Here is a 26,810-nt window from a genome sequence, read left to right as displayed (position 1 = left end):
TTACTCTTTAATTAGTGGCAGGGTGATATTGGCACAAAGCCCGCCTTTTTCTTTATTAGATAGCGCTAAACTACCGCCGTGGGCAATAATAGCATTTTTAGCGATAGCTAAGCCAAGCCCTGTGCCGCCACTTACTCTGTCGCGAGCGTCAGATTGCCTAAAAAAGGGCTCACAAAGCTTGCTAAGTTGCTCATTTGGGACGCCAGGGCCATCGTCGCAAATCTCTATATAGATTTGGTTGTTGTAGTGTACGTTAAAGCTAATGTTGCTGTGCGCGTATTTTATTGCGTTACGTAATAGGTTTTCGAGTGCGCTGGCAATTAATGACTCATCGCAGCTTAGCATTACATCGGCATTGCCACTAAAAGTAAGTGTTTTATTATTTTGCTTGGCTTCAAACTGCGCATCATTTAATACATGCTCTACTATATCTTTTAACGATTGCTTTTGCAGTGACAGTGTTTGGCTTTGCGCTTCTAAACGCGACACTTGCAGCACGTCTGCAATCATTTTATCAAGCTGGTTTGCTTCTTTTTCTATACGTAATAAATACGATTGGCTTGCCTCGTTGGCTTGCATTTGTGCAAGGCCTGTTGCCATTTTTAAACGCGTAAGCGGGGAGCGTAACTCATGAGATATATCAGCCAGTAAGCGCTTTTGGGCACTAATAAGTTGCTCAAGCTGATTAGCCATACTGTTAAAGTCGCGCCCAAGCACCCCTAACTCGTCTTTTCTGCTTGCAGGTATGGCTACTCGCGCTGATAAATCGCCTGATGAAAGTTTTATAGCTGCTTTTTTAAGGCTGTTAATCGGTGCAATTAAATTGCGGCTAAAAATAAAACTCAGGATTAAAGAGGCAAAAATAGCCACGAGTACTTTCATCCAATTCGGCATTAACTTAAAGCGCATGAGCAAAGGAGGTTGGTGGTTAATGTCTATTTCGTAGAGGTAAAACTGCCCCTCTGGCACGCTAATATTAACAGGGCCGAAAGCTTGGTATTTTTCGGTAAAAATGACCTGTGGTGCCAAGTTTTGACTAAAGCTAAGTAAGTTTAAATCTATTTCAGCGGGGATCTCTTTATTGCTTAATGCGTCTTCGGGTTGTGCTGCGCCTAAAAATAAAATTTTTCGTTTTGAAAGCCTAGGGTGCGACAAAACATCAGCAAGGGTGCGCTTGTGTTTAGTGGCACTTCGCTCAATACTTTTGGCAGTATAAATTAGGTTTTTTTTCATTGGCCCACGCAAAGGCTCGGTGCTTACTGCATTAATTGCCGTAATGTTGCTTAAAAATATAAGCGCAGCCACCGTGCCCGTTATTGTTAGCCAAAACCAAATAAATATTTTAAAAAATAAATAATGTCGAGGGTGCTTTAGCCATGCAAAGTAACGTTTATTACTCACCTTGGATGAAGACATAACCTGTACCTCGCATTGTTTTTATTCGCTCGCCTTGAATATGCTCAGCTATTTTTTTTCGAATATTGCTAACGTGCATATCAATTGAGCGGTCGAACGAAGCTAAGCGCCTGCCTAATACTTCTTCACTTATTTGCTCTTTACTGACAACTTCGCCGGCATTTTTAATTAATAACACCAGTACTTCGTACTCTGTGCCAGTAAGCGTGAGGGTGTGCTCGTTAATAGCGGCCTCTCGGGCTGCCAAATTAACCGTAATGCCATTTATATTCATTTTGCTAGGCGTTGCAACGTTTAGGCTATTTATGTGCTCTATACGACGGGTAATAGCTTTTACACGGGCAAGTAACTCGCGGTGATTAAAGGGTTTGGGTATGTAATCGTCTGCGCCTAGCTCTAAGCCAAAAATGCGATCAAAGTCTTCGCCTTTTGCAGTGAGCATAATAACCGGTGTTAGCTTTGTTTGCCTAAGTTGTTTAAGTACTTCAAAGCCATCAAGGGTGGGGAGCATGACATCAAGCAATATCAGCGCGTAGTCATTTGATAGAGCAAGCTTTAAGCCTTGCTCGCCATCGTGAACGCTTTGTACGTCAAAACCTTGCGCGGCTAAATATTCAGTGAGTAGTTCGCACAAACCGGTGTCGTCATCAATCATTAATAGCTTCATTTCAAACCCTTAGGCAATTTCTATATGGTTATTTTACTTCTTAAATTGTGCAAAAGTGAATCTTTACACAACCTTTACACTGCTTTGCGTTACTTTGCGTTGCAAGAGGTATAGTTAACTCACTGGCTAAGCAGCCACAACCAAATTCAATCCATCCAATATTAAGGTGATGATTATGACTAAAGTAAATACACTTTCAAAATTAGTACTTATTTGTGGTCTAGCAACGGCTACACTTGGCGCCGGTAGCGTATTAGCAAAAGGCGGCATGCACGATAAGCAAGGCCATTCTCAAGCGCGTTTTTTATTATCTGAGCGCGGTGCCGACAAGCTTGATTTAACGCAAGAACAGCAAACTAAGCTTGAAGCTATTTTTGAAGCGCAAAAAACACAGATGAAAGCACTGCGCGGCGATGATAAAGAAGCCCGTAAAGCACAGCGAAAGGCTCAAAAAGAGAAAATGGATGCTTTACTTAGCGCACCAACATTTGACGAAAACGCTGCAAAAGAGCTATTAGCTGCACGCCACGAAAAAGGCACTGAGTTTGGCTTAATTAAGCTAAAAACACAGCATCAAGTAATGCAGGTACTTAACGCAGAGCAGCAAGAAAAGTTTGCAAAAATGCAAAAGCGTATGGGTAAAAAACACCGTAAGCAAAGAGACTAATTTATAGATTAAACACTAAAAAGCCAGCTTAATGCTGGCTTTTGTCGTTTAAGAGGGTGAAAAACGCTTATTTAAAAAAGTCGTCATCGTTTTTAGCCATCATCTCTTCAATATCTTCAATCATATCTTGGCTAATTTGGTTAGCCGAGGTAATAGGCGTTGATATTTTATTGTTCTCAAAAGACCATTCACCTAAATCAATAAGCTGACAGCGCTTAGAACAAAAAGGACGATGTGGGCTTTGCTGTGACCATTCAACTTTGTTTTTACAGGTTGGACAGTTAACAATTGTTGGCATACTTTACTCTCTACAATGTGTTTTAGCCCTAATTAGGGCTATCACTTTTACATATTGGTTACGCGATTAATTTCAGCCAGAGACGTTAAACCATCGGCGGCTTTTCGTAAACCCGATAATCGCAAGTTATTAAACCCAGCTTGTAGCGATACCTCTGCGATTTCGAGCGAGTTGCCACCGCGCATAATAATTTGTGCAATTTCAGGGGTAATTTGCATTACTTCGTAAATACCCACACGGCCTTTATAACCATCGGTGCAATTTTCGCAGCCTTTGGGTGCGTATAGTGTCATGTCTTCAATTTGTGTTGTGCTAAAACCTTGACGAGCCAATTCTTCTGCTGGCAGTGTTTCTGGAGTTTTACACTTAGGGCATAAACGCCTAGCTAAGCGCTGGGCAATAATCAAACTTATAGAGCTTGCCACGTTATACGCAGGCACGCCCATATTTAATAAGCGCGTTATGGTTTCTGGCGCTGAGTTGGTATGTAGTGTTGATAACACTAAGTGACCTGTTTGCGCCGCTTTAATTGAAATTTCTGCGGTTTCTAGGTCACGTATTTCACCTACCATCACCACATCTGGATCTTGACGTAAAAATGCACGCAGGGCGTTAGCAAAGGTCATTTCGGCTTTAGGGTTAATTTGTACTTGGTTAACCCCTTCAAGGTTTATCTCAACCGGATCCTCGGCGGTACTAATGTTACGCTCTGGCTGGTTAAGTATATTTAAACCTGTATAAAGCGATACGGTTTTACCAGAGCCCGTTGGGCCGGTCACTAGTATCATGCCTTGTGGTTGCCCAAGCGCATCCATGTAGAGCTTTTTTTGATCCTCTTCGTAACCTAATACGTCAATACCTAGCATGGCGCTTGATGAATCAAGAATACGCATTACTATTTTTTCGCCCCATAACGTAGGCATAGTACTTACACGAAAATCGATGCTTTTACGCTCTGTAATTTTTAATTTAATACGGCCATCTTGTGGTTTACGTTTTTCAGCAATATCGAGCCTCGACATTACTTTGATACGCGCCGACAGTTTACTTGCTAAGGTATTGGGTGGGTTGGCAACTTCATGCAAAATACCATCAATACGAAAGCGAATACGGTATTTGTGCTCGTAAGGTTCAAAGTGTAAATCAGAAGCGCCTTTTTTAATGGCATCCATTAATATTTTATTGATATAAACAATGATTGGCGCATCGTCTTTATCATCATCTTTAGGTGTGGTTTCTTTAGGGCCTTCACTATCTAGGTCGGCAAACTCTTTAAATTCATCGGCGCTTAAATCTAAGCTGCCTGCAGCATCAAGTAGTTGCTCAATTTTGTTATCCAGCTGAATATAGTCAACCACGACTATTTCGCACGATAAGCCGGTGCTAAATTCAAAGTTTTCAAAGGCACCGTAGTCAGTCGGATCTGAGGCGGCAATGTATACTTTTCTGCCTTTTTGAACCAGCGGTAAAATATGGTGTTTACGTATTAGTTTTTCTTTAACTAAGTCTTCGGGGATTTGTGCAGGGTCGAAGTCTTTTAAATCAAAATACGGTACGCGAAATAAGTCTATACATTGTTCAGCTAAGTCGTTGCTGTCAATTTTTCCACATTTAGATATAAGCTCAGCGGTTGAGGCAAACTCTTGCTGTTTTGCTTTTACGGTATCGGCATCAATGCGGCCAAGCGTTATAAATTTTCTCAATAACGGTGAGTTAATATTCATTGCACACCTATTTTAGTCCTTCAATAGTTAACAATTTATCAGAAAAAAGCATGTGATTAAATTCGCTGTGCTTATCAACACCTTTTTTGCTAACCAAATTACGAGTTTATGTTGTTATGACCGCATTAAGGGGCATTAGTTGTATTTTATACTGCATATTGTAGGTAATTTTTATGAAGGACAACAAGTTCTGCATGAACAAGCGATAAATCGCGGTCATTATTTAGAATATCATCGGCTTTTTGTTGTTTTTCTTCCCGTGGCATTTGCGACGCTATAATGCTATTTACCTGCTCAAGGCCAATATTGTCGCGTTTTATAGTACGTTCAATCTGCACAGGCTGTGGTACATCAATTAATAAAGTACGGTTGCAGTATTTGTTAAGTTTATTTTCAAACAATAATGGTGCAACCAATACAACATAAGCACTGCTTGCATTATTTAAATCGGTGAGTATTTTCTCCCGAATAAGCGGGTGTAATAGTGCGTTAAGCCACTCTTTATCATCATTGTTGGTAAATATTTTAGTGCGCAGCGCTGCTCTGTTTAATGTACCATCGGGCAATAAAATACCCTCGCTAAAGTGTTCAATGATTGCATTTAGCCCTGTGCTATTAGGCGCTACCACTTGGCGAGCAATAATATCGGCATCAACAACGCAAATACCCAGTTCTTCAAACATATTACTAACAGCCGTTTTACCGCAGCCAATACCACCTGTTAAACCCAATACCCAATTGTTTATTTTAGTTGCTGGCTTATTCATACTAATAACCAATTAAATTAAAATACGCAGCTTGAATTTGAGCGCCCCACAGCAGGGTTATCCAACCCGCGATAGCTAAGTAGGGGCCAAATGGAATGGGTGTTGCTTTGTCTTTACCTTGAATACTTAAAAGGGCAATACCAATAATGGCGCCCACCACACTTGAAAGCAAAATAATGGTTAATAGCGACTGCCAGCCAAGCAGTGCGCCAAACACGGCCAGTAACTTAAAATCGCCATAGCCCATGCCTTCTTTACCGGTTAATAGCTTAAATAGCCAAAATACACTCCACAGGCTTAAATAGCCGCATGCTGCCCCCACTATTGCTTCGCTCGGGCTTATTGTTATACCCATTACAGCGGCTATAAGCGCAAGCCATACTAAAGGTAAAGTGAGCTGATCGGGCAGTAGCATGTGGTCAATATCAATAAAGGTGAGCGCCACTAAAATCCAGGTTACAAAAATATATAAAAGGGCGTGCTCAGTAGCGCCAAAGCTGTAGGCAATAACTAAACTTAATAGTGCGGTAATGGCTTCAACTATCGGGTAACGCGCTGATATTGGATTACTGCAATTAGCGCATTTACCTTTAAGCATAATCCAACTAATAATAGGGATATTTTGCCAAGGCTTAATCGCGGTTTTGCATTTAGGGCAGGTAGAATTAGGTTTTACTAAATTAAATGGCTCACTGTTACTGGCTTGTGTAGGTTTGGCTGTTAGTTCATCTTCTAATAATAACCTACATTCACTTTGCCATTCTCGCTTCATCATCAGTGGCAATCGGTAAATAACTACATTTAAAAAACTACCAATACACAGGCTTACTAAGCCCACAGTCAAAAAATAAAACCACTGCTGACTTTGCATCGCAGTGGTTATATCAAGAAAAAGATTTTCCATTAAAATACCTAACTTCAGGCCATCTATAGGCCAATTTTATTTCGCTGAGTTGAATAGTTTTTACTATTCATTTTATCTTGCAAGCTATTAATTAGCGTTTGAAATTTTGCTTACAGCTTACAGCTTACAGCTTACAGCTTACAGCTTACAGCTTACAGCTTACAGCTTACAGCTTACAGCTTACAGCTTACAGCTTACAGCTTACAGCTTACAGCTTACAGCTTACAGCTTACAGCTTACAGCTTACAGCTTACAGTTATGTTTTTAAATTACAGAGCCTAATTGGAAAATCGGCAAGTACATGGCAACAATTAAGCCACCGACGAGCACACCCAGCACAGCCATAATAAGCGGCTCTAATAAGCTAGATAAGCCATCAACTGCATCATCAACTTCTTGTTCGTAAATGGTTGCTACTTTGGCTAGCATACCATCTAACGAGCCTGACTCTTCACCAATGGCCACCATTTGAATAACCATGTCGGGGAATATTTTAGAGTTACGCATCGCCCAGTTCATTTGATTACCCGAGCTCACCTCCGCTTTAATATCTAAAATAGCATAGCGATACACAGCATTACCGGACGCACCAGCAGCTGAGTCGAGTGCATCAACAAGGGGTACACCCGCAGCGAAGGTGGTCGAAAGTGTACGAGCGTAACGGGCTACAGCGGCTTTATTTAAAATCATACCAATTACAGGGAGTTTTAATATAGCTCTATCGGTGGCATCTCTGAGTTTTAAACTTCTGAGTTTGGCTTCTTTAAATGCATAACCAAAACCAACAATGGCTATTAAAATCATCCACCAAAATTCTTGCATAAACTCAGAAATACCAATAACAAATAAGGTAAATGCGGGGAGTTGTGCGCCAAACCCTGCAAATATATCTTGAAACTGAGGAACTACAAAAATAAGTAATATTGAGGTTACAATTAATGCAACAACAAGTACTGAGATTGGATAAAACATCGCTTTTTTGATTTTTGATTTAAGCGCTTCTGATTTTTCTTTGTATAAAGCTACCCGGTCAAATATTTTATCAAGCGCGCCCGACTGCTCACCCGACGCAACTAAGTCACAATATAAATCATCAAAATAACGAGGGTGTTTTCTGAGTGCTTGTGATAAAGGTTGGCCTGCTTTAACTTCATCGCCAATGGTCTCCATAAGCTTGGCTACGCTTTTGTTAGTAGATCCTGTGCCTATCATTTCAATAGCTTGAATGAGTGGTACGCCGGCCATCAACATGGTAGCAATTTGCCTAGTGACTAAGGCTATATCTTTTGGTGTGATTTTTTGTAGGCGGGTCCCGAACAGAGGTTTGGCTTTACGTTTTACTTTAGATGGGGTTATGCCTTGCTTGCGAAGTTGTGCTTTAACTAAGGCTATACTTGAACTAGAGATCTCGCCTTCCAGTCTCTTACCTCTAGCGCTTACCCCTACCCATACAAAAGTAGCTTGATTTGAATTGTTGTTTTTCTTAGGCATTACTATCCTAATCGTTATTATTGGAAGAGGGCGTTAATAACCCTCTTCCTTAAGACTAAACTCCAGGGCAAGTTGAAGGAGATAGCTTAGCTTCAACAGAGGCTGCACAACTCCATACTCCATCCGCTGTTCTTGATAAAGTAACAGTACCACCACTTACCGAACCAGAACCTTTCATAGTACACTGTATTGCTGTAGCCTGAGCGCCGTTTGCTGCAGGAGCATTAATAGTAAAAGCACTACATCGTTCAGTATTAGCCGCTAGGCCTAGGTTGTCAGCAGTATAGAATGCATCAGGACGTGTTTCAGAAAAAGCCACATCATAAGCGCTACGAGCGCCGGAAATTTCAGCTATAGAACCCGAAACCTGAGCTTTCTGTGTGTAATCTTGGTAAGCAGGCAAAGCAATTGCAGCAAGAATACCGATGATTGCTACAACAATCATTAATTCGATTAGGGTGAAACCCTGTTGTTTTTGAGTCATTGTTTTCATGTTTCCTCTCCTAAAGGATAATGTTTTGTAAGGTAGTCAGGTTAGTGGCGAAAATGCCAAGCTTAATTTACCTGATTAACTTTACAGATTTACTTAAAAATAAATTTTCACGTACTTTTAGCCTTAGGTATGAAACACAAAAGCTAAATGTGAGTTCATTATGTTGCAACTTGCGTAGGCTACCTAAACACAAAGTAGACTAAATATAGGAAACATACTGACCATTTGCTTTAATCTTTTAGGTATTTTTTGAAGATTAAAACAAAAAGCAGTTACTTATTACTATATTTTTCAAGGAAGTAATACAACAGGGTTAGTCTAACACTTTTTTTATGCTTAAAGCACTTATAGTTTATTCAAAAATCGGCTTTGTTTAACAAGTTGTTACAAATTAAGCCTTTTGGGTTATTAAATGCCTTTTTACTTATTTTGTCAATCAATTAGCGCTATTGTAATTTAAGTGTAGCGTTAAAATTATACAAAACGCATCGATAAATCGATTGATTGTAAATTTTTTGTAAGTGCGCCGCTGGATATAAAGTCGACACCTGCCTGCGAGTAAGTTTTAAGCGTTTCTAGCGTCATATTGCCAGAAACCTCTAATTTAGCGCGCTTGTTAGTAGTGACCACAGCTTGCTGAATTTGTTCAACACTAAAATTGTCGAGCATGATTATGTCGGCGCCTGCATTAATGGCTTGCTCAAGTTCATTTAACGATTCAACCTCTACTTCTACGGGTTTTGTAGGGTGGTTTTGCTTGGCTTGTGCGACTGCTTTATCAATTCCGCCACACGCTGCTATGTGGTTTTCTTTAATTAAAAACGCATCAAATAAGCCTATACGATGATTTGCACCGCCGCCGCATTTAACAGCGTATTTTTGAAGTAGCCTGAGTCCTGGTATTGTTTTACGGGTATCGAGCAGCTGGGTTGTGGTGCCGCTAAGCTCTTTTACATAATTTGCAGTTGTGGTTGCGGTACCCGAAAGCGTTTGTACAAAATTAAGTGCGGTACGCTCTGCAGTTAAAATAGCACGGGCAGAGCCCTTAGCTGTAAATAAGGTGCTATTTGCTGGCACAAAGTCGCCATCATTTACTAATACGTTTACTTCAACGATTGGATCTACTTGCTTAAACACTTCTATAATGATGTCTTTACCGCAAAAAACGCAGTCTTCGCGGGTAATTACTTTAGCATTTGCGTGCTCGTTTTGTGGAATAAGCTGCGCGGTAATGTCGCCGTCTTGTGCTGATTGATAATTTAGATCTTCATCTAAGGCGAGGGTGACAAGTTGAGTAATAAGCGTGTGCGAAATTGACATATGAAGGCTCATAAGTGTTAATAAATTAAGCAAATTTTACTATGTTTAAATAACTAATAGAAGCGCTTTTAAATGAGCGGGGTTTATTACACCTACATATATAGCATGGCTGCTAAAAGTAATGCTACCAGCTGAATGTTAGCTAGCCGCAATGGCTATCATTCTTTATATAAATCCTTTAGCATCAAGTTTATGTATACCGTGGTATTAAAATAATGCAGATAGATTCAAGCGGAGTTGTCGCTAATATAACACAGCGGCCGTGTACGCATTTTGATGATCGCCCTGAAAATACCGATATTTCGCTGTTGGTAATTCATAATATTTCCTTGCCGGCTGGGCAATTTGGCACCGAATACGTTGATGCACTGTTTATGGGTGAGATTGACTGTAGTGCGCACCCCAGTTTTTGTGATTTAAATGGGCTTAGAGTGTCAGCGCACTGTTTTATAAAACGTACTGGCGAGATTATTCAATATGTGCCATTTAATAAACGCGCGTGGCATGCCGGGCAATCTGAATATGAAGGGCAAAGCGCATGTAATAACTTTGGTATAGGTATTGAGCTTGAGGGTACAGATACCACACCTTACACTCAGGCCCAGTACACCAGCTTACATAACCTAACAAAGGCAATTATGACCCGTTACCCGCTTATTACCACTAAGCGAGTAGTAGGGCATTGCGATATAGCACCTGGGCGAAAAACCGACCCTGGGGAAAGTTTTAATTGGCCTGCTTATATAAGCAGGCTAGAACAAGCAAATTAAGTGAGTCGCTATCATGATTTTAGTTTCTATAATTATTGCACTAATACTTGAGCGTTTAGGTGCGCGCTCACAGTATTGGCAAATAAGCCATTACGTTAATGGTTATTTAAACCGCTCGGGTAAATTACTTGGTGAAAACGGATTGTTTAGCTCGGCAATTGGCTTTTTAATTTGGTTAGTTTTGCCGGTAGTGGCTGTTGCGCTTATATATGTATTCTCAGACTTTGTACTTTGGCAGTTAGCTATTAATGTTGCGGTTTTATTGGTTTGTTTTGGTTGTGCTAAGCACCGCGCTTTATATAAGTCGTATTTAAATGCACTAACGCGGGATGATAAAACCGCGGCCTCATTATACGCACTACAAATGGGGCAAAAACACCTAGAGGATGAAGAGGGCGGAGAAACATTTGGGCAAACCTTAGCCTGGATTAATTTTAGATTTTATTGCGCCGTTATTTTTTGGTTTGTTATACTTGGCGCCCCAGGTGCCGTGTTGTATGCAATAGTGCGTACGTTGGCCGATTTAGTTAAAGAAAACCATAAAGTGGTGTTTGTAAATCGTTTTACGCTGCTGCACAAATTATTATTTTGGCTAGATTGGCTACCAGCGCGCGTTGCAAGCTTTGGCTACTTAGTTATTGGTAACTTTAATAAAGGTACAAGCTGCTGGTTGCATTATATATTGGATTTTAAAACGCCAAACCGCAAAGTTGTTACATGTACAGCGCTTGCGGCTGAGCAAGTAGAACAGCGTTATTACGGATGTGCTATTGAAGCCACTTGTATGATTAAATTAGTTAAACGCAACGTGCTTTTTTATTTAGTACTTATCGCACTGCTTACTTTATTTGGCGGTTTATCGTAGTCGCGATTTCACATCGCGCAATGTGTACCTAGCTTAGGGTGAGTATCGCGGTAAACCCGCTGCTACGATTTTGCGTAGTCGCGATTTCACATCGCGCAATGTACGCCGCGCTTAGGGGGAGTATCGAGGTGGGGGTGTTGGTCGCGGGGTAAACCCGCTGCTACGATTTTGCGTAGTCGCGATTTTACATCGCGCAATGTACGCCGCGCTTAGGATGAGTATCGGGGTGAAGGTGTTGGTCGCGGGTAAACCCGCTGCTACGCGTTTAAATAAATGCTGTCCCAATATGGGTAATCTGCAATGTTTTTTATTAAATGTGCACGTAATGGGTTGGCGACTATGTATCTAGCGCAATGAGTTAAATCTTCATCACTTCTGACTAAATGGTCATAAAACCCTTTCTGCCAAAGTCTTTGTTTACTGAATTCTCGGTACGCAGTTGCAGAGCGCCCTTTAAAATTTCTGATTACCTCACTTAATGTTGCTATATCGTTTAATTGAAATAACCAATGAATGTGATTGGGCATTAATACAAATGTATTTGAGTTAATTTGTTTCTCCTTCTCTAGCTTTTTCATTTCAGTGATTACTGCTCTATTAATTATTAAATTTGTGAGTAGATTTTTCCGTTCGTAGCAAACTAACGTAATAGCATAATAGTGGTTTGCTATAGATATTCTTCCTTTACGTAATAAATATGAGCTATGCATACCATTCCTGCATTTTAGTAATTACAGGCCGATTAATTTTAAGCGTAGCAATTTTTATGGACTTGCGTAGTCGCGATTTCACATCGCGCAATGTGTATCTCTCTTAGGGTGAGTATCGCGGCAGGATAATTGGTCGCGGGGTAAACCCGCTGCTACGGTTTTGTGTAGTCGCGATTTTATATCGCGCAATGTGTACCTCGCTTAGGGTGAGTATCGCGGCAAGATAATTGGTCGCGGGGTAAACCCGCTGCTACGGTTTTGTGTAGTCGCGATTTTACATCGCGCAATGTGTACCTCGTTTAGGATGAGTATCGGGGGAGGGTGTTAGTCGCGGGGTAAACCCGCTGCTACGACTTTCTCCAATTCAAAAATTAATTTCTTCAATAAATTCAACTAGAGTGAATATTCTAATTCACTCTGGTCAGACCATTTGTTTTCATCTTGTTAACGTTTGAATAAAACAACCTCAATTGTGCATTGTTTGAACTTCGTTCAAAATGCGTTACGCTACTCTAATTGCTCAAATAACCTGTAAATTGACAGTTATTTGCCTTTTTGATACCTTATTGAAAATTTTTGGTATGACCAATTTACCTTTTGGGTAAATCGTCAAGCTCTAGGCCTTAAAAATTAGGCTTTTTAGTATTTATGCAACGTGGACGTTGATTAATGTCTTTAAAGATTAAAGCAGCAAAATTATCTGATGTTATTTTACAGCAACTTGAGAATATGATTCTTGAGGGCTCATTAGCGCCAGGTGAAAAACTGCCGCCAGAGCGCGAACTAGCAAAACAGTTTGAGGTGTCTCGCCCCTCACTGCGTGAAGCTATCCAAAAGCTAGAAGCAAAAGGATTGGTCACTCGCAGGCAAGGCGGTGGCACGTTTGTAAAAAATCAGCTTGAAGAGGGACTCACTGATCCGCTGTTTGATTTGATCAGTAAGCATCCTGAATCACAGTTCGATTTACTTGAATTTCGTCATGCACTTGAAGGGATTGCTGCATATTATGCGGCGCTTCGTGGTACCAGCACCGATTTTACCAAGGTTAAACAAAGCTTTGATAAAATTGCTCAAGTTAATAACGATTTACAATTAAAAGCCAAAGCAATTAATGCGTTTCACTTTAGTGTAGCCGAAGCCTCACACAACGTGGTTTTACTTCACTTAGTGCGAGGCATGCAAGCGCTACTGGAGCAAAATGTATTGCAAAACTTAACGGTTTTATTAAAAAAACCAGATATTAGCAATCAATTAGCCCAGCACCGGCGCTTATTAATGGATGCCGTAATTGAGGGCAATCCAGAACAAGCCCGTTTAGCAAGTAATGCCCATTTAGCCTTTATTGAAGAAGCATTACTTGAAGCGGGTAAAGAGCATTCGCGAATTGAACGTAGTTTAAGACGCACAAAACAAAATTAAGCTAATACGCTGTACTTAGAACACACTAAATTAGGTATACGTGGTATTAAATTAACAACATTCGTATTTTAAACATAAGGAAACCTCCATATGTCTGAAGTCAATAAAATTGACGTAGACGCGCTAGAAACACAAGAGTGGTTACAAGCTCTTGAATCAGTTGTGCGCGAAGAAGGTGTTGAACGAGCTCAGTATTTACTTGAGCAAGTGTTAGAGCAAGCCCGTTTAGACGGCGTTGATATGCCAACTGGCACAACAACTAACTACGTTAATACTATTCCAGTAGATCAAGAACCGGCGTACCCAGGGGATGTAAACCTTGAGCGTCGTATTCGTTCGATTATTCGTTGGAATGCAATCATGATTGTATTACGTGCATCGAAAAAAGATCTCGACTTAGGCGGCCATATGGCGTCTTACCAATCATCAGCTGCGTTTTATGAAGTGTGTTTTAACCACTTTTTCAAAGCGCCAAATGAGGTAGACGGCGGTGACTTAGTTTACTACCAAGGTCATATTTCTCCGGGTATTTATGCGCGTGCATTTGTTGAAGGTCGTCTTACGGCTGAGCAGCTTGATAACTTCCGTCAAGAAGTAGATGGCAAAGGTTTACCGTCATACCCACATCCTAAATTAATGCCTGAATTTTGGCAGTTCCCAACGGTATCTATGGGCTTAGGTCCAATTGCGTCTATTTACCAAGCACGCTTTTTAAAATACCTAGATGGCCGTGGCTTAAAAGACACTAAAAACCAACGTGTATACGCGTTTTTAGGTGACGGTGAAATGGATGAGCCAGAATCACGCGGCGCAATCTCTTTTGCTGCACGTGAAAAGCTAGACAACCTATGTTACTTAATTAACTGTAACTTACAGCGTTTAGATGGCCCAGTAATGGGTAATGGTAAAATTATTCAAGAACTAGAAGGTCTATTTAAAGGCGCTGGTTGGAACGTAATTAAAGTTGTATGGGGCAGCGGATGGGATATTCTGCTAGCTAAAGATACATCAGGTAGATTACTACAATTGATGAACGAAACAATTGATGGTGATTACCAAACATATAAAGCGAAAGATGGCGCGTACGTACGTGAGCATTTCTTTGGCCGTTACCCAGAAACAGCTGCACTTGTTGCAGATATGACTGATGACGAAATTTTTGCGCTTAAGCGTGGTGGTCATGAGCCATCAAAACTTTATGCTGCATTTAAAAAAGCTGAGCAAACCAACGACCGTCCTACCGTGATTCTTGCTAAAACTGTAAAAGGTTACGGCATGGGTGAAGCGGCAGAAGGTAAAAACATTGCGCACCAAGTGAAAAAAATGGACATGAGCCATGTTGAACACTTACGTGACCGTTTAGGCCTACAAGATTTAGTATCAGAAGAGCAAATTAAAGATCTTCCATACTTAACGCTTGAAGAAGGCTCGGAAGAATACAAGTATTTACACGCACGCCGTGATGCACTTAAAGGTTACACACCTACACGTATTCCTAAATTTACTGAAGAGCTAAAACTGCCAGAAGTAGACGCATTTAAGCCGCTACTTGAAGAGCAAAAACGTGATATTTCTACCACAATGGGCTTTGTACGTGCACTTAACGTGTTACTAAAAGACAAAGGCATTGGCAAAAACATTGTGCCAATTATTGCTGATGAAGCACGTACATTTGGTATGGAAGGTTTATTCCGTCAAATCGGTATTTACAATCCACATGGCCAAAACTACACCCCTCAAGACCGCGATATTGTTTCTTACTACAAAGAAGCTACATCAGGCCAAGTACTTCAAGAGGGTATTAACGAGCTAGGTGCAATGTCGTCATGGGTAGCTGCTGCAACATCTTACAGCACTAATGATTTACCTATGATCCCATTCTACATTTACTACTCTATGTTTGGTTTCCAACGTGTTGGCGACATGGCATGGATGGCGGGTGACCAGCAAGCACGTGGTTTCTTATTAGGTGCAACAGCAGGTCGTACTACACTAAATGGTGAAGGTCTACAGCACGAAGATGGCCACAGCCATATTCTTGCAAATACGGTTCCTAACTGTATTTCTTACGACCCAACGTACGCATTTGAAGTAGCGGTAATTATTCAAGATGGTATTCGTCGTATGTACGGTGAAAACCAAGAAAATATTTACTACTACCTAACGCTTATGAACGAAAACTACCATCAACCAGCAATGCCAGAAGGCGCTGAAGAAGGTATTCGTAAAGGTATTTACAAGCTTGAAAGCTACGAAGGTAAAAAAGCCAACGTACAGTTATTAAGCTCAGGTACTATCATGACTGAAGTGCGTAAAGCTGCAGCCATTTTAAGCGAAGAGTACGGTATTGCTTCTGATGTTTACTCAGTAACATCATTCAATGAGCTTACCCGTGACGGTCAAGACGTTGAGCGTTTCAACATGCTTAACCCAGAAAGCGAGCAAAAAACGCCTTACATCACTAGCGTATTAAACGACTCAGTGACTGTTGCTGCGACCGACTACATGAAAAACTACGCAGAGCAAGCGCGTTCATTTATTCCAAGCAACAACTATAAAGTGCTTGGTACAGATGGTTACGGACGCTCTGATAGCCGTGAAAACTTACGTCGTCACTTTGAAGTTAATGCAAGCTACGTGGTTGTTGCTACGTTATCTGAACTTGCTAAACGTGGTGATGTTGAAAAGTCAGTGGTTGTTGAAGCAATTAAAAAGTTCGACATTGACACAAATAAACTAAATCCACTGTACGCATAAGAGGTTTGCAATGAGTATTGAAATTAATGTACCAGATATCGGTGGCGATGACGTAGAAGTAACCGAAATCTTAGTAAGCGTTGGCGACAAAGTAGATGTTGATCAATCGCTACTAACCGTTGAAGGCGATAAAGCATCAATGGAAGTACCTGCTGCGCAAGCAGGTACAGTCAAAGAAATTAAAGTAAGCGAAGGCGACACGGTAACAACAGGGTCGTTAATCATGATTTTTGAAGGCGAAGAGTCAGGTTCACAAAGTGAGCCAGAAGCGCCAGCTAAAACTGAGGCATCTGCACCTGCAGAAGCTTCAGGTTCTTCAACTAAAGAAGTAACCGTACCAGATATTGGTGACGACGAAGTTGAAGTAACAGAAATCATGGTCGCTGTTGGTGACAGCGTAGATGAAGAGCAGTCAATTTTAAGTGTTGAAGGCGATAAAGCATCTATGGAAGTACCAGCTCCTTTTGCCGGTACTGTAAAAGAAATTAAAGTAGCCGAAGGCGACAAAGTAAAAACAGGCTCTTTAGTGTTTGTTTTTGAGGTTGCTGGCTCAAGTGCACCTGCATCAGATGCGCCAAAGCAAGAATCTGCGCCAGCAGAGTCTGCTCAAAGCGCCGAGCCAAGCACAAAAGAAGTAAACGTGCCTGATATTGGCGATGATGAAGTTGAAGTAACTGAAATCATGGTTGCTGTTGGCGATACGGTTGAAGAAGAGCAATCTATCTTAAACGTTGAAGGCGACAAAGCGGCAATGGAAGTACCAGCCCCGTTTGCTGGTACCGTTAAAGAAATTAAAGTGGCCGCTGGCGATAAAGTCAAAACTGGTTCACTTGTGTTTGTTTTTGAAGTTGCAGGCAGTGCGCCAGCAAAAGCAGCAGAACCGGCTGAGCAAAAGCCAGCAGCACCTGCAAAAACCGAGTCTGCGCCAGCTCAAGCTGCACCTGCGGCTAAAGCAAGCAACGAAAGCTTTGAAAACAACAGCGCATATGCCCATGCATCGCCAGTTGTACGTCGTTTAGCACGTGAGTTTGGTATTAACTTAGCAAACGTTAAAGGTTCTGGGCGTAAAAACCGCGTAGTAAAAGAAGACGTGCAAAACTATGTTAAAAATCTAGTTAAGCAAGTTGAATCAGGCCAATTACCTGCTGGTAAAGGCAATGCAGGCGGTGGTGAGCTTGGCTTAATTCCGTGGCCGAAAGTAGATTTTGCTAAATTTGGCGAAATTGAAGAGAAAAAACTATCGCGTATTCAAAAGCTGTCGGGTAAAAACCTACACCGTAACTGGGTGCAAATCCCACATGTTACTCAGTTTGACGAAGCTGATATCACAAGCCTTGAAGTGTTCCGTAAAGAACAAAACGTGTTAAGCGAGAAGAAAAAGCTTGGCGTTAAAATCACACCACTTGTATTTGTGATGAAAGCGGTAGCGAAAGTACTTGCTGAGTTCCCAACGTTTAACTCGTCATTGTCTGAAGACGGTGAAAGCCTTATCCTTAAAAAGTACATCAATATTGGTGTGGCAGTAGATACCCCAAATGGCTTAGTTGTTCCAGTATTTAAAGATGTGGACAAAAAAGGCATTATTGAATTATCTCGCGAGCTGATGGATATTTCTAAAAAGGCGCGTGAAGGTAAGTTAACGTCATCTGATATGCAAGGCGGCTGTTTTACTATTTCAAGCTTAGGCGGTATTGGCGGTACGGCATTTACGCCGATTGTTAATGCACCAGAGGTTGCAATTTTAGGTGTATCTAAATCTGAAATGAAGCCTAAGTGGAATGGTAAAGACTTTGAACCAAAATTAATGGTTCCGCTATCTATGTCGTACGATCACCGTGTGATTGACGGTGCTCTAGCTGCACGCTTTACCGCAACGCTTGCTAGCTACATGAGCGACATACGTCAATTAGTGATGTAATCGCTATAATATGAACAAAATCAAATCCCAGCCAGTTGTTTTTAGCTGGGATTTTTACTATATGCAATGATACAATCTTTGCACTATTTGTGAATTGCTCTGATTTTCTGCCCATGCAGAAACATGGCAGTTAAATTTTAGGGCAGTGTCCCGTTCAAACAATTAAGGTAATAGCATGAGCAACGAATTAAAAACTCAAGTTGTTGTACTAGGCGGTGGTCCTGGTGGTTACTCTGCGGCTTTCCGTGCTGCTGACTTGGGCTTAGAAGTTACATTAGTAGAATCTCGTGAAACATTAGGTGGTGTATGTCTTAATGTTGGTTGTATTCCTTCAAAAGCACTTTTACACGTAGCTAAAGTGATTGATGACGCTGCAGAAATGTCATCTCACGGTGTTACTTTTGGCGCTCCGCAAATTGATTTAGACAAAATTCGCTCTTGGAAAGAGTCGGTTGTTGGCCAGCTTACTGGTGGCTTAGACGGCATGGCTAAGATGCGTAAAGTTAAAGTTGTACCAGGTTACGGTAAGTTTACTGGCAGCAACACTTTAGACGTTGAAGGTGCTGACGGCACAACAACTATTACATTTGATAATGCAATTATTGCTGCGGGTTCTAAACCTGTAAGCTTACCGTTCATCCCAGAAGATGACCGTGTAATTGATTCAACGGGCGCATTAGAGCTTAAAGACATTCCAGAGAAGCTACTTGTTTTAGGCGGTGGTATTATCGGTCTTGAAATGGGTACTGTTTACCGCGCATTGGGTTCTGACATTGATGTTGTTGAGTTTGCAGACCAGTTAGTTCCGGCTGCGGATAAAGATATCATCAAGATTTACCAAAAATACGTAAGCAAAAAATTCAATGTTATGCTTTCAACTAAAGTTGTTGGCGTTGAAGCGAAAGACGATGGCTTATACGTTACTTTTGAAGGTAAAAATGCACCAGCTGAACCAGTACGTTACGACAAAGTACTTGTTGCAGTAGGCCGTACGCCTAACGGTAACTTACTTGATGCTGATAAAGCAGGTGTTAATGTTGATGAGCGTGGCTTTATTAATGTTGATAAGCAATTACGTACTAACGTAGACCATATTTTTGCAATTGGTGATTTAGTTGGCCAACCTATGCTTGCGCATAAAGCGGTACACGAAGGCCATGTTGCAGCAGAGGTTATCTCTGGTCAGAAGCACTTCTTCGACCCTAAATGTATTCCTTCAATTGCCTACACTGATCCAGAAATCGCATGGGTAGGTGTGACTGAGAAAGAAGCAAAAGAGCAAGGCTTAAGCATTGAAACTGCGGTATTCCCGTGGGCTGCATCAGGTCGCGCAATTGCATCTGCTCGTACTGAAGGTTCTACTAAGCTTATCTTTGATAAAGACAGTGGCCGTGTAATCGGTGGTGCTATGGTGGGTATTAACGCAGGCGAAATGCTTGGCGAAATCGGCTTAGCAGTTGAAATGGGCGCAGACGGTGAAGATTTAGCACTTACTATTCATGCTCACCCAACATTGAACGAGTCTATTGGCCTTGCAGCTGAAATTTTTGAAGGTTCAATCACTGATTTACCAAACAAAAAAGCAGTTAAAAAGAAGAAGTAAACTCTTTTAGTTAACTGTTTAAAAACCCAGGCCTTGGCTTGGGTTTTTTGTTTTTATAGCCGTCAGCCGTCAGCCGTCAGCCGTCAGCCGTCAGTTTAAGACAAGCTCGTCTTGACACGTAAGTTAATATGAGCAAAATTTCTAGCTGATAGCTGATAGCTGATAGCTGATAGCTGATAGCTGATAGCTGATAGCTGATAGCTGATAGCTGATAGCTGATAGCTGATAGCTGATATCTATTCCCTTTTATTTTAGCTACAATACGCGCCGAACAAATTTTAGGTAATAGCCCCGTTGAAAAATCCCCAACATAACTCAGTATTAGTTTTACGTGCTCAGCAAATTAGCGAATCGCGCCGCGAATTTAATGCCCGTGGCGGCAAAATGGATCGCTGTGAGCAGTGTTTAATTGCTAAGCATTACTGTATATGTGAGGGGGTAGAACAAGCGCAGTGCGATGCTGGCGTGTGTTTATTAATGTATCATAATGAAAGCTTTAAACCGTCAAACACAGGGCGTTTAATTGCTGAAATAGTCCCTGACAACTATGCATTTAGATGGGACAGAACAGAGCCAAGCGCTGAGCTATTAGCTTTATTAAACAACGCTGATTATCAACCTATGGTGATATTTCCAGCTGAAGATGTAGAGCCGGGCAGGGCAACCACCGAAGTAAACATTGAGCCTGGCAAAAAGCCATTATTTATATTTTTAGATGGCACCTGGCGCGAAGCTAAAAAAATGATCCGCAAAAGCCCGTATCTAGATAATTTACCGGTGTTGTCGATCACCGCTGATAAACTATCAGATTACCGTTTACGCGTTGCACCTCACGCATACCAGTTAGGCACTGCTGAGGTAGGCATTATGGTGTTAGCGCTCGCAGGTGAGCAAGATGCCGCCTTAAAGCTTGAACAGCACTTTATAAAATTTCGTGATGCGTACTTACTTGGTAAGCGAAATAAGGGCAGGCCACAGTAACTTAATTTTAGGCAAAGAAAAGCGCGCTCTATCTCTAGGCGCGCTTGCGGAATCTTCTAATTTTGCATCCTGCAATTGAACTTAATCAACTCCAATTTTTACTTATCCATGTGATTACGATATTACTTTTTAGTTCTATGTAATTTAGGCTATCCGGGCCTATCTCCTTTAAATCCCTGTACATCCTGTAGTGGTAAAAACTATTACCTATTCCTTTTGGCACATCCTAGTGAAGTCCATTAATTTACAATTCCATTGTGTTGCCTCAAGGGCCTGTCCATTTAATTCCTATCACATCCTGTTAAACAACTATCCGCTGTTGTTATCCTTGCTGTATCGTCCTGATACGTTCCTTTGTGCAACAATCCATTGCGATACTCATCCTGAGCCTGTCCTAATTTCCGTGTTGTCCGTAGTAACCTAATCATTGGTTGTTCGAGTAAGCAGTCCATTTCCTTTTACTCGATAAGCATCACTGCTTGGTTGATGTAGTAATTGTAGCGTGCTGGTGCAACTAAAATAGGTTAAAACGGCTATAGATTTACTTATAAAAAATGAGTATTTATAACAAATCAAATAAAAACAGGTGCTTACATTAATTTCACTGGGTTGTTATAGGTTTTTTTACTCATTAGCTGTCAGCTCTGTAAGAGATGTCTTACGCGGTATTTCCCTTTTGGTCATTAATTACTTATTTACATTTATGTAAAGAGTGTATATTTTCACTTATCACGATAAAATCCCCTGTAAATAATTACTATTTAGGTAAATTGATATGAGAACTGCACTGGCTTTACTTACTTGTATTATTAGCGCTTCGCCTGCGTTTGCGAGCGATGTTGTTAATATTTACTCTTTTCGTCAACCGTTTTTAATTCAACCTATTTTAGCTGACTTCACTAAGCAAACAGGCATTAAAACGAATGTGGTTTTTGCAAAAAAAGGGTTAATAGAGCGTGTTAAGCGTGAAGGGAAACACAGTAAAGCCGATTTAGTATTAACATCTAACTTTAGTGCGCTTATTCAGCTAGAAGATCTAAATTTAACGCAAAGTATTAAAAGTGATCGCATTAAAAACAATATTCCTGCGTCGTATAGAGATAGCGACGGGCAGTGGGTGGCATTAACTAAGCGGGTTCGTAATGTGTATTCATCAAAAGAGCGCCTAGGTGCATTACCTGAACTCACCTACGAAGATTTGGCTAACCCACAGTACAAAGGACAAATTTGTACACGCTCTGGCAAGCACCCTTATAACCTTGGCTTAGTTGCTTCGATGATTGCTCATCACGGCGAGGAAAAAACTAAAACATGGTTAGAAGGTGTTAAAGCTAATTTAGCACGTAAGCCACAAGGGAACGATCGCGCGCAGGTAAAAGCGGTAAAAGAAGGTTTGTGTAATCTTGCTTTAGGTAATAGTTACTACCTTGGCAAAATGCTTCAAGACGACGAGCAAAAAGCGTGGGCTGAGTCTGTTTATATTAATTTTCCTAATCAGCAAAATCGCGGCTCACACATAAATGTTTCGGGTGCTGTCATTACTAAATATGCAAAAAATCCTGATAATGCCCTTAAGCTTATTGAGTTTATGAGCGAAACCAAAGCTCAAAATATGTATGCCTCTGTAAATATGGAGTACCCGGTTAAGCAAGGCGTTGAGCTATCAAGTTTAGTGGCCTCTTGGGGAAGCTTTAAAGAAGATGGCCTAGCACTTGATGAGATCAGTAAATATCGTCCGTTAGCCCTTAAGCTAATAGATGAGGTGAAGTTCGACATTTAATGAATTTTATATTTAAGCTGTCTAAATGGCAGCTCTTTGCTTGGTCGACAGGGCTTTTATTGTCGGCCCCGCTGTTTTTTCTGATATATGAATCTTTACAAGGCGACTCAGAGGTATTTTCTCATCTGTGGGATACCGTGCTGTGGGATTATATTACTAATACCGTACTGCTTATTTTTGGCGTATGCCTGCTTAGCTGTGCAATTGCGCTTCCGCTTGGTTGGCTCAGTGCGTATTGCTCCTTCCCCGGAAAAAAGCAATTTGAATGGGCGCTTATGCTGCCCCTTGCAATGCCTACCTATTTAATAGCTTATGTGTATACCGATTTGCTAGATTACGCTGGCCCTGTGCAAATAGCCCTAAGAGACTGGTTTGATTGGCACTCGCCAACGGATTATTGGTTTTTTGATATTCGCACTTTGCCCGGCGCTATTGTAATGATCGCACTTGTGCTGTATCCGTATTTATTTTTAATTTTTAAAACCGCACTGCGAGAGCAGTCATTTAAGCTAGTGCAAGCTAGTCAATTAATGGGTTTATCGCCTTGGCAAAGCTTTTTTAAGGTAAGTATAGTGCTTTCTCGTGGCTCAATTGTGGCAGCCCTTGCGCTCATAAGCATGGAAACCATGGCCGACTATGCAACGGTAAGTTACTTTGCAGTGAGCACCTTAACCACCGCGGTGTACGATACATGGTTTGGTTATTACTCACTCACGGCTGCAGCGAAAATATCGGGCGTTATGCTGTTACTGCTGTTTTTAGCTTTAATGGCCGAGCGCTTTAGTCGGCGTAACCAAGCCGTGTTTGAGCGTCAATCAGGTGTTAATAGCGAGTCGTTGTACAAACTTAAAGGTAAACATGCATGGCTGGCTACGTCATTTTGCAGTGTTATTTTGCTCATTGCTTTTATTATACCTATGTTGGTATTGCTAAATTATGCAATAACTTACTTTGATAAAGCGTGGAACACGGCATTTTTTAGTTACGCGTGGCAAAGTTTAAAAGTAGCTATTATTGTTAGCCTAGCCAGCATAATACTCGCTACACTCATCGTTTTTTATCAGCGTGTGGCAAAGCAAGGCTATTCTTTAATACCTGGTCGCTTAGCGAGCACCGGCTATGCACTGCCAGGTACGGTTCTGGCTATTGCTGTGTTATTACCGCTTAGCGCATTAGAAAACTCAATAAATACAGTCCTTGAGGGCTACAACCTAGATATAGGTTTATTACTAACCGGCAGCATTGTCACTATTATACTGGCTTACTTAGTGCGCTTTTATGCCATTGCGCACGGTGCTATAGAATCGAGCTTTGTACGTATTAGTCCATCACTGGATATGGCTAGCCAGTCTATGGGTAAAAGCCAAGGGCAAACACTGCGCTTAGTGCACCTTCCTTTATTACGTCGAGGTCTTTTAACAGCTGCATTGCTTGTATTTATTGAGTGTATGAAAGAGCTGCCTGCCGCATTACTATTAAGGCCTTTTGACTTTGAAAGTTTAGCCACACATGTATTTCAATATGTGAGCGATGAGCAGCTTGAGCTTGCCTCTATTTCCGCTTTATTTATTGTTTTAGTTGGGTTGATCCCCTTGTATTTTATTAATCGTTCTATGGAGCAACGCAGTTAAATGAGCCGTTTAAATTTACAAGGTGTGGGTTATCACTACAGTGGCACGCACGTGCTACACAATTTAGATTTAACGGTGGGTCAAGACGAAATTGTGTGTTTGCTCGGAGCCAGCGGCTGCGGTAAAACAACCACCTTAAAAGCAATTGCTGGCCTTATTGAAATAAATGAAGGTAGTGTATTTATAGATGGCAAATGTGTAAGCGACAAGCATACATTTGTATCACCAGAGCATCGTAATATAGGGATGATGTTTCAAGATTATGCCCTGTTTCCGCACCTCAGTGTGGCCGATAATATTGCGTTTGGGCTGGGTAAAGTAAGCAAAGCACAAAAACAGCAACGGGTAGAGGAAATGCTAGAGCTAGTGCATTTAACGGGGTGTGCAAAACGCTACCCTCATCAGCTCTCGGGTGGCCAGCAGCAACGCGTGGCTATTGCGCGGGCTTTGGCTTATAAGCCTAGTTTATTGCTTCTTGATGAGCCTTTTTCGAACATAGACACACAAGTACGTTTTGAGTTAATTGCTGATATTAGGCGCATTATTAAAGCGCAGCAGGTTTCTGCGGTATTTGTTAGCCACTCAAAAGAAGAAGCCTTTGCGTTTTCAGACACGCTAGCCATTATGCACCAAGGAAAAATAGCCCAACAAGGTACACCAGAGCAGCTTTTTGCCATGCCAAAGACAAAGGAGGTTGCAGAGTTTCTGGGTCAGGGCATATACTTAGGCGCAGAAGTGTTAACGGCAACTGAATACACAACGCCTTTTGGTGTCGTGCAATCGCAGCATGATCATACGCACAGTGCAATAAAAGGGGTGGTGTATATTCGTCCACACCATATTGAGCTTGCGCAAAATACGCAGGCCGATAACCCTCAAGGTGTGAGCATTTTAAGCCGTCGTTTTATAGGCTCGGCTTATGTTTACACTGTTGTAATTGCAGAGCAAGAGATTGAAGTTGCCGCACAATATGGCCAGTCATTTGAAATAAATGAGCAGGTTATAATAAAAATAAAACCTCACACGGTGAATTTTTTCGAATCATAACAAATGTGTTATTCGCTGTGTTTTATAAAGCTAAGGAATAACAATGGCGCAAGCGCAATCTGGGATTTGTGCTGAAGCAAACTTACACGGTTTGCATTTATTTTTTAATGTATTTGATGGTCAAGACGAGTCATTGCGCGCAAAGCTTAAGCGCGTAAGCGCAATTGAAGAAGAGTTTAGTGATCAGTTTTCCGAAGCCATGCTCTCTTGCATGGTGGCTATAGGCGCGCAATATTGGCCGCATATACTACCTGAATATATCCCAAGCGAGCTGCAAAGCTTTCCTAATATAAATCACAGTGATTTTGTTATGCGCGTACAGCCATGTGATTTATTCATACAAATTCGCTCAGACCGAGAAGATGTTAATCACCTTTTTGCATTGCAAATATTAAAGTTGTTTTCGCCCGATGTAGAGCTGGTTGAACAAATTCGCAATTTTAGGTTTTTAGATGGGCGAGACTTTAACGGCTTTATTTATGCAGGCGACACCCCACATGGACGCCAAAAACGAATCACGGCGCTGGTTAATAACCCCGACAGCTTTGAACACCAAGGCAGCTATATTCATGTACAGCGTTATAAGCATGACCTGAGTGTATGGCAGCATTTATCACTAAGCGAGCAAGAGCACATTATGGGGCGCACACGTTTAGATAACACCTTAATTGAGCCAAAGGTAGATACTAGCCACGCGACTAGAAGTGAGCTCAAAGATGAGAGCGGCCAAGCAATACTGCTTAACCAAAGCATGCCGTATGGCGATGTTTACGAGCAAGGCATGCTAAGTATTACATGCTCTGCATCGGGAAGTGCGTTTGAAAAGGTACTTAACAGCCGGATAGGAAAAGGGGAGTGTTACGACCACTGGCTTGATTTTACTCAAGCCGATATGGGCTCAGCGTTTTTTGCGCCGTCAGTTAGTTTTTTAAAACAGCTTTAAACCGTATCAAATAAAATACGTACGCGCTCTAGTGTAATGTCTATTTCAGATATTTTTGCTGGCGCAATAAAAATAGTGTCATCTCCGGCAATTGTGCCCAATACACCATCCGCTTTGCCTAGTGAGTCTAATAAGCGGGCAATTAGCTGCGCAGCGCCTGGGCTGGTGGTTATAATAATCATCATTTCGTTATGCATAATATCAATAACAAGCTGACGTAGTGGGCTTTTAGCAGTCGGTACGCCCATTTCTGCGGGTAGGCAATAAACCATTTCTTGTTTAGCATTACGGGTACGCACAGCGCCAAACTTGCTAAGCATGCGCGACACCTTACTTTGGCTTATATTGTCAAAGCCTTGCTCTTTTAATGCTTCGACTATTTCGCCTTGCGAGCCAAAGTTCTCTTCTTTTAAAAGTGCTTTAAACGCTTTTACCAGCGCTTCTTGTTTGTCTTGTGGTTGCATAGTCTTTATTCATTTTTGTTATTTATAATGCAAATTCTACACAAAAATGAATAATTATGCAGCAGTTGTTTAGTTAACTTGCCAGTTTGCTGCGATAAACCAACAAAGTTTACAACTATGGTCGAAAATATACCTGAAATAAGCAGGATAAATTTGTTTTTAGTCGCTAATTTCA

23 protein-coding genes are annotated in these 26,810 nt (G+C 41.3%); 12 read left to right on the top strand and 11 right to left on the bottom strand.

Translation table 11 applies throughout. The features are described from left to right. The gene (locus VOI46_RS14555) at positions 1 to 1,416 is read right to left on the bottom strand and encodes an ATP-binding protein (protein ID WP_324738082.1); all 1,416 of its coding nucleotides are present in this window, start codon (positions 1,414 to 1,416) and stop codon (positions 1 to 3) included. Then, entirely contained in the window at positions 1,394 to 2,083 is a 690-nt protein-coding gene (locus VOI46_RS14550) for a response regulator (protein WP_004588608.1), read from the bottom strand. The genes VOI46_RS14555 and VOI46_RS14550 overlap by 23 nt, the downstream gene beginning before the upstream one ends. 175 nt (positions 2,084 to 2,258) lie before the next feature. Here VOI46_RS14550 and VOI46_RS14545 point away from each other — a divergent pair, with 175 nt between their 5' ends. Beyond that, complete coding sequence (locus VOI46_RS14545; protein ID WP_004588607.1) at positions 2,259 to 2,750, top strand: Spy/CpxP family protein refolding chaperone; 492 nt, start codon at positions 2,259 to 2,261, stop codon at positions 2,748 to 2,750. A 67-nt stretch (positions 2,751 to 2,817) separates the two neighbouring features. Here the strand turns inward: VOI46_RS14545 and yacG are convergent, their stop codons facing one another. From yacG to nadC, 7 genes are all read right to left on the bottom strand, one after another. Continuing rightward, a complete protein-coding gene (gene yacG, locus VOI46_RS14540) occupies positions 2,818 to 3,048 on the bottom strand; it encodes a DNA gyrase inhibitor YacG (protein WP_024031401.1) in 231 nt (76 codons plus the stop codon). A gap of 47 nt (positions 3,049 to 3,095) precedes the next feature. After that, positions 3,096 to 4,772 carry a type IV-A pilus assembly ATPase PilB gene (pilB, locus tag VOI46_RS14535; protein ID WP_029773362.1) on the bottom strand — a complete coding sequence of 559 codons (1,677 nt, stop codon included), beginning with the start codon at positions 4,770 to 4,772 and terminating at the stop codon, positions 3,096 to 3,098. Positions 4,773 to 4,918: 146 nt separating this feature from the next. Next, positions 4,919 to 5,539: a dephospho-CoA kinase gene (coaE, locus tag VOI46_RS14530; protein WP_324738081.1), complete on the bottom strand. Its 621-nt coding sequence runs from the start codon at positions 5,537 to 5,539 to the stop codon at positions 4,919 to 4,921. Position 5,540: 1 nt separating this feature from the next. Then, positions 5,541 to 6,443 carry an A24 family peptidase gene (locus tag VOI46_RS14525; protein WP_324738080.1) on the bottom strand — a complete coding sequence of 301 codons (903 nt, stop codon included), beginning with the start codon at positions 6,441 to 6,443 and terminating at the stop codon, positions 5,541 to 5,543. Positions 6,444 to 6,707: 264 nt separating this feature from the next. Then, complete coding sequence (locus VOI46_RS14520; RefSeq protein ID WP_324738079.1) at positions 6,708 to 7,934, bottom strand: type II secretion system F family protein; 1,227 nt, start codon at positions 7,932 to 7,934, stop codon at positions 6,708 to 6,710. Positions 7,935 to 7,989: 55 nt separating this feature from the next. Continuing rightward, complete coding sequence (locus VOI46_RS14515; protein ID WP_036963167.1) at positions 7,990 to 8,427, bottom strand: pilin; 438 nt, start codon at positions 8,425 to 8,427, stop codon at positions 7,990 to 7,992. Positions 8,428 to 8,901: 474 nt separating this feature from the next. Next, entirely contained in the window at positions 8,902 to 9,747 is an 846-nt protein-coding gene (gene nadC, locus VOI46_RS14510) for a carboxylating nicotinate-nucleotide diphosphorylase (protein WP_324738078.1), read from the bottom strand. A 215-nt stretch (positions 9,748 to 9,962) separates the two neighbouring features. On the opposite strand from nadC, the gene ampD reads away from it, so the two are divergent. Beyond that, entirely contained in the window at positions 9,963 to 10,517 is a 555-nt protein-coding gene (gene ampD, locus VOI46_RS14505) for a 1,6-anhydro-N-acetylmuramyl-L-alanine amidase AmpD (protein ID WP_324738077.1), read from the top strand. Between the two features lie 13 nt (positions 10,518 to 10,530). Continuing rightward, complete coding sequence (gene ampE / locus VOI46_RS14500) at positions 10,531 to 11,382, top strand: beta-lactamase regulator AmpE (RefSeq protein WP_324738076.1); 852 nt, start codon at positions 10,531 to 10,533, stop codon at positions 11,380 to 11,382. 257 nt (positions 11,383 to 11,639) lie between these two features. Here ampE and VOI46_RS14495 read toward each other — a convergent pair whose 3' ends face one another. Then, a complete protein-coding gene (locus VOI46_RS14495) occupies positions 11,640 to 12,092 on the bottom strand; it encodes a transposase (protein WP_324738075.1) in 453 nt (150 codons plus the stop codon). A gap of 669 nt (positions 12,093 to 12,761) precedes the next feature. On the opposite strand from VOI46_RS14495, the gene pdhR reads away from it, so the two are divergent. The 9 genes from pdhR to VOI46_RS14450 all read left to right on the top strand — a co-directional run bounded on the left by pdhR (position 12,762) and on the right by VOI46_RS14450 (position 26,171). Next, complete coding sequence (gene pdhR / locus VOI46_RS14490) at positions 12,762 to 13,511, top strand: pyruvate dehydrogenase complex transcriptional repressor PdhR (protein WP_004588597.1); 750 nt, start codon at positions 12,762 to 12,764, stop codon at positions 13,509 to 13,511. A gap of 90 nt (positions 13,512 to 13,601) precedes the next feature. Next, entirely contained in the window at positions 13,602 to 16,268 is a 2,667-nt protein-coding gene (gene aceE / locus VOI46_RS14485) for a pyruvate dehydrogenase (acetyl-transferring), homodimeric type (protein ID WP_324738074.1), read from the top strand. A 10-nt stretch (positions 16,269 to 16,278) separates the two neighbouring features. Beyond that, positions 16,279 to 18,186 carry a pyruvate dehydrogenase complex dihydrolipoyllysine-residue acetyltransferase gene (gene aceF, locus VOI46_RS14480; protein ID WP_004588595.1) on the top strand — a complete coding sequence of 636 codons (1,908 nt, stop codon included), beginning with the start codon at positions 16,279 to 16,281 and terminating at the stop codon, positions 18,184 to 18,186. A gap of 175 nt (positions 18,187 to 18,361) precedes the next feature. Continuing rightward, complete coding sequence (gene lpdA, locus VOI46_RS14475; RefSeq protein WP_004588594.1) at positions 18,362 to 19,789, top strand: dihydrolipoyl dehydrogenase; 1,428 nt, start codon at positions 18,362 to 18,364, stop codon at positions 19,787 to 19,789. A gap of 294 nt (positions 19,790 to 20,083) precedes the next feature. Then, positions 20,084 to 20,770 carry a tRNA-uridine aminocarboxypropyltransferase gene (locus tag VOI46_RS14470; RefSeq protein WP_029773351.1) on the top strand — a complete coding sequence of 229 codons (687 nt, stop codon included), beginning with the start codon at positions 20,084 to 20,086 and terminating at the stop codon, positions 20,768 to 20,770. Positions 20,771 to 21,545: 775 nt separating this feature from the next. Continuing rightward, positions 21,546 to 22,550, top strand: a complete 1,005-nt coding sequence (locus VOI46_RS14465) for a Fe(3+) ABC transporter substrate-binding protein (protein WP_004587914.1) — start codon at positions 21,546 to 21,548, stop codon at positions 22,548 to 22,550. Beyond that, entirely contained in the window at positions 22,550 to 24,181 is a 1,632-nt protein-coding gene (locus VOI46_RS14460) for an iron ABC transporter permease (protein ID WP_004587915.1), read from the top strand. The genes VOI46_RS14465 and VOI46_RS14460 overlap by 1 nt, the downstream gene beginning before the upstream one ends. Further along, complete coding sequence (locus VOI46_RS14455; protein ID WP_004587916.1) at positions 24,182 to 25,228, top strand: ABC transporter ATP-binding protein; 1,047 nt, start codon at positions 24,182 to 24,184, stop codon at positions 25,226 to 25,228. Positions 25,229 to 25,271: 43 nt separating this feature from the next. Beyond that, the gene (locus tag VOI46_RS14450) at positions 25,272 to 26,171 is read left to right on the top strand and encodes a Dyp-type peroxidase (protein ID WP_004587917.1); all 900 of its coding nucleotides are present in this window, start codon (positions 25,272 to 25,274) and stop codon (positions 26,169 to 26,171) included. On the opposite strand, the gene argR is transcribed toward VOI46_RS14450, so the two are convergent. Then, positions 26,168 to 26,635: a transcriptional regulator ArgR gene (gene argR, locus VOI46_RS14445; protein WP_004587918.1), complete on the bottom strand. Its 468-nt coding sequence runs from the start codon at positions 26,633 to 26,635 to the stop codon at positions 26,168 to 26,170. The genes VOI46_RS14450 and argR overlap by 4 nt on opposite strands. Between the last annotated feature and the right edge of the window lie 175 nt (positions 26,636 to 26,810).

This window comes from Pseudoalteromonas sp. CuT4-3 (assembly GCF_035666335.1).
Taxonomy (GTDB): Bacteria; Pseudomonadota; Gammaproteobacteria; order Enterobacterales; family Alteromonadaceae; genus Pseudoalteromonas; species Pseudoalteromonas atlantica.
The sequence above is the reverse complement of the archived record's forward strand: the minus strand, read 5'-3'. Positions and strand labels throughout refer to the sequence as shown.

What these genes read in the sequence shown, in the direction of transcription:
- aceE (WP_324738074.1), top strand. Translation starts at nt 13,602, where the DNA reads ATGTCTGAAGTCAATAAAATTGACGTAGACGCGCTAGAAACACAAGAG.
- coaE (WP_324738081.1), bottom strand. Translation starts at nt 5,539, where the DNA reads ATGAATAAGCCAGCAACTAAAATAAACAATTGGGTATTGGGTTTAACA.
- argR (WP_004587918.1), bottom strand. Translation starts at nt 26,635, where the DNA reads ATGCAACCACAAGACAAACAAGAAGCGCTGGTAAAAGCGTTTAAAGCA.
- VOI46_RS14550 (WP_004588608.1), bottom strand. Translation starts at nt 2,083, where the DNA reads ATGAAGCTATTAATGATTGATGACGACACCGGTTTGTGCGAACTACTC.
- aceF (WP_004588595.1), top strand. Translation starts at nt 16,279, where the DNA reads ATGAGTATTGAAATTAATGTACCAGATATCGGTGGCGATGACGTAGAA.
- pilB (WP_029773362.1), bottom strand. Translation starts at nt 4,772, where the DNA reads ATGAATATTAACTCACCGTTATTGAGAAAATTTATAACGCTTGGCCGC.
- ampE (WP_324738076.1), top strand. Translation starts at nt 10,531, where the DNA reads ATGATTTTAGTTTCTATAATTATTGCACTAATACTTGAGCGTTTAGGT.
- VOI46_RS14450 (WP_004587917.1), top strand. Translation starts at nt 25,272, where the DNA reads ATGGCGCAAGCGCAATCTGGGATTTGTGCTGAAGCAAACTTACACGGT.
- VOI46_RS14545 (WP_004588607.1), top strand. Translation starts at nt 2,259, where the DNA reads ATGACTAAAGTAAATACACTTTCAAAATTAGTACTTATTTGTGGTCTA.
- ampD (WP_324738077.1), top strand. Translation starts at nt 9,963, where the DNA reads ATGCAGATAGATTCAAGCGGAGTTGTCGCTAATATAACACAGCGGCCG.
- pdhR (WP_004588597.1), top strand. Translation starts at nt 12,762, where the DNA reads ATGTCTTTAAAGATTAAAGCAGCAAAATTATCTGATGTTATTTTACAG.
- VOI46_RS14460 (WP_004587915.1), top strand. Translation starts at nt 22,550, where the DNA reads ATGAATTTTATATTTAAGCTGTCTAAATGGCAGCTCTTTGCTTGGTCG.
- VOI46_RS14555 (WP_324738082.1), bottom strand. Translation starts at nt 1,416, where the DNA reads ATGTCTTCATCCAAGGTGAGTAATAAACGTTACTTTGCATGGCTAAAG.
- VOI46_RS14520 (WP_324738079.1), bottom strand. Translation starts at nt 7,934, where the DNA reads ATGCCTAAGAAAAACAACAATTCAAATCAAGCTACTTTTGTATGGGTA.
- lpdA (WP_004588594.1), top strand. Translation starts at nt 18,362, where the DNA reads ATGAGCAACGAATTAAAAACTCAAGTTGTTGTACTAGGCGGTGGTCCT.
- yacG (WP_024031401.1), bottom strand. Translation starts at nt 3,048, where the DNA reads ATGCCAACAATTGTTAACTGTCCAACCTGTAAAAACAAAGTTGAATGG.
- VOI46_RS14515 (WP_036963167.1), bottom strand. Translation starts at nt 8,427, where the DNA reads ATGAAAACAATGACTCAAAAACAACAGGGTTTCACCCTAATCGAATTA.
- VOI46_RS14455 (WP_004587916.1), top strand. Translation starts at nt 24,182, where the DNA reads ATGAGCCGTTTAAATTTACAAGGTGTGGGTTATCACTACAGTGGCACG.
- VOI46_RS14525 (WP_324738080.1), bottom strand. Translation starts at nt 6,443, where the DNA reads ATGGAAAATCTTTTTCTTGATATAACCACTGCGATGCAAAGTCAGCAG.
- VOI46_RS14495 (WP_324738075.1), bottom strand. Translation starts at nt 12,092, where the DNA reads ATGCATAGCTCATATTTATTACGTAAAGGAAGAATATCTATAGCAAAC.
- VOI46_RS14465 (WP_004587914.1), top strand. Translation starts at nt 21,546, where the DNA reads ATGAGAACTGCACTGGCTTTACTTACTTGTATTATTAGCGCTTCGCCT.
- nadC (WP_324738078.1), bottom strand. Translation starts at nt 9,747, where the DNA reads ATGTCAATTTCGCACACGCTTATTACTCAACTTGTCACCCTCGCCTTA.